We start from the raw sequence: 8,205 nt of genomic DNA, 5'->3' as shown, positions 1-8,205 counted from the left end.
GGCGCCGGGGAGGAGCGGAGGCGTCGGTGCTCACGACACCTTGTCGGCGGCCGCCGCGATCCCCGCCGTGTACTCGTCGAGACCCCACGGGATGCTCAGCAGGTTGGGCGAGGAGGTCGCCATCGCGAGGGACGAGCCGTCGGTGAGGACGTAGACCGAGCCGCGCGCGACGGCCGGGATCTTGGAGAGCAGCGGGTCGGCCTGGAGGGCCGGGAGGGTGGTCTCGTCGCCGTAGACGATGAGCACGTCGGCGTCGAGCTGGTCGGCGTTCTCTGCGCTGAGGGTGCCGCTGAACGCCTCGGAGTCGCCCGAGAGCTCGACGACGCTGGGCGCGACCTCGAGGCCGAGGTCCTCGACGTACTTCACCCGGGCGTCGTTCGGCGTGTAGTAGGTGAAGGAGCTCGCGTCGGTGGGGTCGTACCAGCCGTAGGTGAAGGTGGTGCCCTCGAGCGAGGGGTGCTCGGCGACGGTCGCAGCGATCTCGTCCTCGACCTCGGCGACCTTCGCCTCGGCCTCGTCGGCGAGCCCGAGGGCGGCGCCGTCGAGCTTCGCCGAGTCCTGCCAGGTCGTCCCCCAGGCCAGGCCGGGGTAGGCGACGGTCGGGGCGATCTGCGACATCGTGTCGTAGTCCTGCTGCGAGATGCCGGAGTAGGCCGAGAGGATCACGTCGGGCGTGAGATCGGCGATCGCCTCGAAGGGCACGCCGTCGGTCTCGTCGAAGAGCTCCGGAGTCTCGGCGCCGGCCGCGTCGAGGGCCTCCTTCGTCCAGACCAGCAGTCCGTCGCCGTCCTCGTCGCCGTAGGAGGCGCGGGTGAAGCCGACGGGGGTGACGCCGAGCGCGAGCGCGACGTCCTGGTTGGTCCAGCTGGTGGCGACGACGCGATCGGCCGACTCGACGGTGGTCTCGCCGAACGCGTGCTCGACGGTGACGGGGAAGCCGGCCGCGGACGGCGCGGCGTCGTCGGTGCCGGCGTCGGCGCCTCCGGAGCAGGCCGTGAGCAGCAGGGCGGTGAGGCCGAGCGAGGCGACGGCGGTGAGGCGGCGGGGGGTGCGGATGGCGGGCACGAGCGTCCTTCGGAGCGGGGGTCGGGGGATTGCGAAGGTAAGCCTAACCTCACCGTCGCGGAGTCGCCAGACGGAGGGAGGGGTTCGCCCCGGTCTCGCAGGAAGGGGGCGTCCTGGGTCACGGCAGGGAGAAGTACTCGAAAGGGGGACGTTCATAAGCGAGCCCTTCAGGCCCAGGAATCCCCTTTCAGGGGGGTTAATCGCGACCGGGAATTCACGTGTGTTTCGGGCATGATTCGCCCCTCAGGGAAACGCGGCCCTTCCGGGGGGCGTGGGGGTGACAGATCCTCCGCTCCGTTATCGCCGAATAGGACATCAGTAGATTCGCAGCAACCCCATTCCCTTTCGGATACCGCCGGAGTTCTGTTGCCTCTCTCGTCTTCTTCCGCTGTCCCCCGCGATAGTCACAGGCCTTTCCGACGATCGCGGATCATCACCGCGCTCATCGCTCTTCTGGTGTCGGTGCTGGCCTTCGGCGGCCTCGCGCAGCCTGCCTGGGCCGCGACACTGCAGCCCACCTACTCCACCCCCATCAGGGTGCAGGAGAGCAGTGCGGACCTCACCTATTCGGGGTCCTGGACGAAGATCACGGGTGGTGACAACGGTGGTGCGAGCAAATACCTGAACAGCACCGGATACGTTCAATTCAAGTTCACCGGAACGGCGTTCCGCTGGCTCAGCCGCACCACCCCGACCTCGGGTATCGCCAACGTCTATGTCGACGGAAAGCTTCTCGACACGGTCGACCGGTACTCCTCGACGACCAAGTACCAGGTGCCGGTATTCACCAAGACGGGCCTTCCGGACGCCGTGCACACGGTGAAGGTCTCGTACACGGGGAAGAAGAACACCAAGGCGACGGGCGCCAACCTGATCATCGACGCGTTCGAGCTCGGCAAGGAGACTCCGCCCGCGACACCGACGCCGACGCCGACCACCGCTCCGGTGGGCAGCACGTCGCCCACGCCCACGGCGACGGCGACTCCGACGAGCACTCCGACCACCGCCCCGACGACCGCACCGGTGATCGTGCCGGACTTCACGCCCGGGAGCTCCCCGATGCGCGTCGAGGACGGCCACGCGAAGCTCCGCTGGACGGGCACCTGGCGGTCGATGACCGGCGGTGACAGCGGCGGAGGGATCAAGTACCTCAACAGCGCGGGCCACGTCGAGTTCACCTTCGCGGGCACCGGCTTCAGCTGGCTCAGCCGGACGACCGCGTCGGCGGGCATCGCGGACGTGATCATCGACGGGAAGCCGGCCGGCACCGTCGACCGCTACAGCGCGACGACCAAGTACCAGGTCCCGGTCTTCACGAAGACGGGTCTCGCGGACGGCGTCCACACGGTCAGGATCGCCTACACCGGCGCGAAGAACACGCGAGCGAGCGACGGCAACCTCGTCATCGACGCCTTCGACCTCGTGCGGACGGTGGAGACGCCGACGCCCACGCCGACGCCGACGCCGACGGCCACGGCCATCGCGACGCCGACCCCGACGCCTACTGCGACCGCCGAGCCGACGCCCACCGCGACGCCCACGGCCACGCCGACCGCGACTCCGACCGAGACGCCGACGGCCACTCCCACGCCGACGGCCACCCCGACCGAGACGCCCACATCCACTCCCACGCCGACGGCGACGCCCACCGCCACCCCCGAGCCCGTCGCCGACTTCTCCCCGACCGGCAGCGACCCGCTGCGGGTCGAGGACGGCCACTCCAAGCTCTCCTACACCGGCAGCTGGCGGTCGATGACCGGCGGTGACAGCGGCGGAGGCATCAAGTACCTCAACAGCGCCGGCCACGTCGAGTTCACCTTCGACGGCACCGCGATCACCTGGCTCAGCCGCACCACCGCGTCGGCCGGCATCGCGAACGTCTACATCGACGGCAAGCTCGTCAGCAGCGTCGACCGCTACAGCTCGACCACCAAGTACCAGGTGCCCGTCTTCACCAAGACCGGGCTCGCGGACGGCGTCCACACCGTGAAGATCGCCTACTCCGGTTCGAAGAACGCGAGCGCGACCGACCGGAACCTCGTGATCGACGCCTTCGACCTGATCAAGACGGCTCCGACTCCGACGCCCACCCCCACGGCGCCGACCACCCCGACCGACTCGACGTTCCTGCCGACCGGCACGACACCCAAGTGGGTCGAGCAGACCAACGGTGACCTGGACTACTCCGGCTCGTGGCGCACCATGACCGGCGGCGACAGCGGCGGCAGCATCGCCTACCTCAACAGCGCCGGCAGCGTGCAGTTCACGTTCGTCGGGACCGCGTTCCGCTGGCTCAGCCGCACGACCCCCTCCTCCGGGATCGCGGACGTGTACATCGACGGGACGCGCGTCGCCTCGGTCGACCGGTACAGCTCCTCCACGAAGTACCAGGTGCCCGTCTTCGAGCGCTCCGACCTCGACGACACGATGCACACGGTCAAGATCGCGTACACGGGTCGGAAGAACTCGGCCTCGAGCGACAAGAACCTGATCATCGACGCGTTCGAGCTGGCCGGCGACGGTCTGGCCGTCGGCGGGGTCGAGGCGTTCCCGCTGGTCGAGGGCTACGTCGTGGGCTGGAACGCTCCGTTCTCCTCGGACGTCGTCTCCTACGAGGTCCACCGCTCCGACGGATCCACCGAGGAGACGATCGCCACGGTCTCGGACCCGGTGCGCCAGTACCGCGACGAGAGCGCGGCGCCCGGAGTGCCCTACTCCTACTGGATCACCGCCCGCGACAGCGACGGCCGCCTGTCGACCGTCACCGAGCCGGCCACCGTCACCGCCGACCAGCTGAGCACCCGCGCGACGCTGCAGGCCGCCTTCGACTGCCCGACGCCGACCAGGACGGTGCGGACCGCCGCCGAGCTGAACACCGCTCTGATCGGCGCCCGCCCCGGCGACGTGATCGGACTCGAGGACGGCGTCTACGTCGGCAAGTTCGCCCTGCGGTCGATCCCCTCCAGCAGCGAGGGCGTCTGGCTCTGCGGCTCGCCGAACGCCGTGCTCACCAGCGGCAGCACGGGCTCGGGAACGGCCCTGATCCTCAACAGCGCGAACGACGTCCACCTCGTCGGCTTCTCCGTGAAGAACTCGTTCCAGGGCATCCACGTGCTGGCGAGCAAGGGCGTGCAGATGGCCGGCCTGACCGTCACCGAGATCGGCTACGAGGGCGTGCACTTCCGCAACCAGACCACGGACTCGCTCATCGTCGGCTCCACGATCACCCGCACCGGAGTGGTCACAGCCACCTACGGCGAGGGCGTCTACGTGGGCACCTCCGACCGCAACTGGTGCGAGTACAACGGCTGCGACCCCGACCGGACCGACCGCATCGCCGTCATGGACAACGTGATCAGCAATGCGGGATCGGACCCGATCGAGGCCAAGGAGGGCACCCGCGACGGCTGGATCATCGGCAACGTGGTCACCGGCACCAGCCGGACGGCGTCCGACGTGAACTCGCTGATCATGCTCTCGGGCACGAAGTGGACCGCGGCCGGCAACACGATCGTGAACCCGCGCACGTACGGGGTGTCGATCATCACCCGCGCCGACGGCTCCGGCAACGGCAACGTCGTCACCGCGAACCGCGTCTCGAACGCCCCCGCCTACCCGGTCTACGTGCACCAGCCCTCCACCTGGTCCACCTGGGGCAACGTCGCGAGCTGCTCGAACTCGGGCGGCAGCCCGATCAGCAACGTGGCCTGCACGAGGTAGCCCGGCGCTCAGGCGCAGGAACGGCCGGCACCGCGGATCTCCGCGGGGCCGGCCGTTCCGCGTTGCCAGGGGTCGTCGTCCGATGGCGCGAGTCGTCCCGGAAGGGGCTCCGGGGCGTCACGAGGCCCCGGATCGAGTCCACTCGCGAGCGTCCGGCGGCGCGACTCGACGCGAAGCGGGCCTTCGAGAGATGTCCCGGCCCGTTCCGCGGAATGTCGCGCTGGCGACGTGGTGCGCGGAAGCGCCGCTCCGGGTCAGGCGGCGGTGCGGCGGATCGCGACCACGGTCACGTCGTCCGGCGGCGTCCCGTCGGCGGCCAGGCGCGTGATGCGCGCCACGGCGGCGGAGGCGCTCGGCTCGCCGGCCGTCGCGGTGTCCGCCACGCGGGTCAGCGCGTCGAGGGTCCCGTCGAAGAGGTCGAGCACGCCGTCGCTGCAGACGAGGAGGAGGTCGCCGGGAGCGAGGCGGATGCTGCTGGTGCGCCACTCCTGCGTGCCGAGCGCGCCGAGCGGCAGGTTGTGCGAGGGGATCCGCTCGCGGGAGCCGTCGGCCCGGCAGACGATGCCCAGCCCGTGGCCGGCGTCGACGGAGGTGACGGCTCCGGTGGCCGCGTCGAGCCGGAGGTGCAGGAGGGTGACGAAGGCCTCGTTCGCCTCGAGATCCGCCTCGACGGCCCGGTCGACCGCGGCCAGCGTGCGGCCGGGGTCCTGCGAGGGGAGGGCGACGCGGAGGGACGCGCGCACGGTGGCGGCGATCATCGCGGCTCCGACGCCCTTGCCCATCACGTCGGCCAGCGTCACCACGAGACCGTCCTCGGTGCGCTGCCAGTCGAAGAAGTCGCCGCTGACCGCTCCGCTGGGCACGCACGCACCCGCGACCTCGTAGCCGGGGAGGTCCGGGACGGACTTGGGCTGCAGGCGCCGCTGCACCCCTCCTCCGTCGGCGAGCTCCTGCCGCGAGCGGGCCGCCCGCGCCGAGAGCACCTTGGCGACCTGCTCGCCGCTGAGCGACGCCATGCTGAACGACACCACCACGAGGAGGATCAGCGTGATCAGGGTGGTCGACGGCGTGCCGAACCAGGTGGTGAACAGGTCGCTCCGCGGTCCGGCCGCGAGGAACGCGACGAGCCGCACCGCGTAGTAGACCGAGAGGGCCCCGGAGGAGAGCAGCAGCGGCCAGCGCGTGCGCGAGTGCCCGGCGTCCAGGAGTGCGATCTCGCGGGTCGACAGCCCGATGAGCGACGCCATCAGCGCGAGGTAGAGCGGGCCTCCGGACCAGTCGTTCACGGCCGGAGAGTCGGCGCTCGACACGGCCGTGACCAGCACGGCGGGACCGACGACGAGCCACCACGGCGTGGGTCTCGTGCGCAGCGAGCGGCTGCCCATCCACACGCACGCGGCGCCGGCCACGATCAGCCCGTTGCCCAGCGGATTCGTCCACACCTGATCCGGAGTGAAGTCGCGCAGGTAGGCGAGCGAGCCGCCCATGAAGAGGGCGAGCGCAGCGCACCACCAGAAGCTGAAGGCCGAGCGCGTCGTGCGGAACGTGACGAAGGCGAACAGGAGGAACAGCGTGAGCGTGGTGACCCCGAAAGCGACTCGGAGGGTCGTGGCGTCGAGCAAGGCGGGTCCCGTGGTCCTTCCGTCGGACCGGCGGTGGAACCGGTCGGCAACCCCTGAGAGGGATCCTTCCACGAGATGCGGCCCGCCTCGCGTGAGGGGAAGGGGCCCTCGCCCGCCGTGCCGCGGTGCGGGGCCGCGCGGTCACTCTCAAGGGGGGTCTGCGGTGGAGGGGGAGGCCGCCCGCGACGGCCGCTCGTGGTGAGGAGGGATGGAGGGTCGGTTCTCTACCGAAATCTGTCGTCGTCTAGAGAATTCGCTGGAGAGCAGTAGAAAGTCCTAGAAAGTCGGCGCGCGCAACGGGGTGACGACGGATTCGATCTGATCGGCGGGGGGCCCGTTCGCGAGAGGGGACCGTTACCCTCCGAGCATGAGACCTCGGACTCTCCGCACCGCGTACACCACGGCCCTGCTGGTCGTCGGCGCGGTGCTGATCGTCGTGGCGTCGCTGACGCTCGGCTCGGTGGGAAGCGCCGCGATGCTCGCGTTCGGTGCTGCCGCCGTGGCGGCGGGGCTCGTGCTCGTCGGGCTGCGGCTGTCGGGGCGCTGACGCCGGATGAGCGGCTGTCCCGGTCGTCGGTGGGTCTCCTAGGAGAAGTCACCTCCTGCGTGGAGTGATCGGGTCGGAAGCGGGCAGCCGACTCTCCCTCACCACCGAGACGAAGCGCGGCGTCGCCGCTCGATACGCCCCTCCGGAGCTGCTCGGCGAGCGAGCTCGGTGAAGAACCTCGGCTGAGAGCGTTCCTCAGCCGCGATGGTGGCTGACGGGTGCTCCCGGCCGAGGTTCTGCTGCGGCCGTCCTCCTGTGGGAGCCGCGCCCTCCGGCCGGGGCGCGCATGTCGAGATCCGCAGTGTCCGGGAGTGAGCGGGTGTCGAGACGCCCCTGCGAGCTGCTCGATCAGCGAGGCGGAGGGGCGGCCGACGTCTTCCGGAACGCGGTTCGCTGATGATCGGTCACGAACGGCCGTCCGGAGAGCTCCGGGGCGGCCCTTTGTGGCGGATCAGTCGGCGGAGAGCCGACGATATGCGCTCGCGCGCCGCTCAGACGTCATGAACGGCGCTCCACGTCGGGCGCTCCTCTGCTGATCGAGCAGCCCGCGGAGCGGGCGTCTCGAGATCCACGTGGTCTGGAGTGGGTGGGTCTCGATACGCCCCTGCGGGGCTACTCGACCAGCGAGGGGCGCGGCCGGCGGCGGTCAGCGGGGGAGGCGGAGGAGCTGGTGCCTCCGCTCGCGCTCGAGGAGGTCGGCGCGCTCGCGGAGGAGGGCGACGACGTCGGCGTGGCGGAGGGGGAGGCGTCGTTCGCGCCGACTCCACGCGACGAGCGCGACTCCGACCCGCAGGGCGAGGCGGTCGAGCAGGTCGGCGGACCGGCGGTGAGGGGGAGAGGCGTACCGGGTCGCCCCGAGTGCGGTGTTCATGAGGGTGTCCTTGTCGTGCAGGCGCGCGGGCGCGCCGAAGAGCGCCGCGAGGGCGCGAGGAGGAGCGCGCTCGAGGGCGCGCGGAGGCACCGCCGGCAAGGCGGTGCGGGACCCGCGAGGGTCCGGGACGGGACGACGATCCGCGCGGGGGATCCGCGGGACCGGGAGCTTCTCGAGCGTCGTCACCGTCTGAGCGATGACGAGCGGGAGGCTCGACCGGTCAGGCGGAGTGGACGCCGGAGAAGCCGGCGGTGTTGTGCGCGATGTGCGGCATGCTCGGCTCCTTTCGTGGGTTCGGCTCCGTCGACCGTAGCGGGACCGGTGCGCACCTGGCAAGAGCCTGTGAGCGATGCGTCGTCGATCCGCTCGAGCCCCGCTCG

5 protein-coding genes are annotated in these 8,205 nt (G+C 70.7%); 2 read left to right on the top strand and 3 right to left on the bottom strand.

The window, feature by feature from the left end; genetic code table 11:
* Positions 1-30: 30 nt before the first annotated feature.
* Positions 31-1,065 (bottom strand): iron-siderophore ABC transporter substrate-binding protein, encoded by a 1,035-nt coding sequence (locus ASF46_RS15660; protein ID WP_056868393.1) that lies wholly within the window; start codon positions 1,063-1,065, stop codon positions 31-33.
* Positions 1,066-1,521: 456 nt separating this feature from the next.
* On the opposite strand from ASF46_RS15660, the gene ASF46_RS19230 reads away from it, so the two are divergent.
* Positions 1,522-4,785 carry a right-handed parallel beta-helix repeat-containing protein gene (locus ASF46_RS19230; RefSeq protein WP_056868392.1) on the top strand — a complete coding sequence of 1,088 codons (3,264 nt, stop codon included), beginning with the start codon at positions 1,522-1,524 and terminating at the stop codon, positions 4,783-4,785.
* Positions 4,786-5,039: 254 nt separating this feature from the next.
* On the opposite strand, the gene ASF46_RS15650 is transcribed toward ASF46_RS19230, so the two are convergent.
* Positions 5,040-6,407, bottom strand: a complete 1,368-nt coding sequence (locus ASF46_RS15650; RefSeq protein ID WP_056868391.1) for a PP2C family protein-serine/threonine phosphatase — start codon at positions 6,405-6,407, stop codon at positions 5,040-5,042.
* Between the two features lie 367 nt (positions 6,408-6,774).
* Here ASF46_RS15650 and ASF46_RS15645 point away from each other — a divergent pair, with 367 nt between their 5' ends.
* A complete protein-coding gene (locus tag ASF46_RS15645; protein ID WP_056868390.1) occupies positions 6,775-6,954 on the top strand; it encodes a hypothetical protein in 180 nt (59 codons plus the stop codon).
* A 646-nt stretch (positions 6,955-7,600) separates the two neighbouring features.
* Here ASF46_RS15645 and ASF46_RS19225 read toward each other — a convergent pair.
* The gene (locus ASF46_RS19225) at positions 7,601-7,825 is read right to left on the bottom strand and encodes a hypothetical protein (protein ID WP_157602605.1); all 225 of its coding nucleotides are present in this window, start codon (positions 7,823-7,825) and stop codon (positions 7,601-7,603) included.
* Positions 7,826-8,205 lie beyond the last annotated feature (380 nt).

This window comes from Rathayibacter sp. Leaf296 (assembly GCF_001423045.1).
Lineage (GTDB): Bacteria > Actinomycetota > Actinomycetes > Actinomycetales > Microbacteriaceae > Rathayibacter > Rathayibacter caricis.
The sequence above is the reverse complement of the archived record's forward strand: the minus strand, read 5'-3'. Positions and strand labels throughout refer to the sequence as shown.

Bases quoted from the DNA above. Each gene is read 5' to 3' on its own strand.
- ASF46_RS15645 (WP_056868390.1), top strand. From the start codon at position 6,775: ATGAGACCTCGGACTCTCCGCACCGCGTACACCACGGCCCTGCTGGTC.
- ASF46_RS19225 (WP_157602605.1), bottom strand. From the start codon at position 7,825: ATGAACACCGCACTCGGGGCGACCCGGTACGCCTCTCCCCCTCACCGC.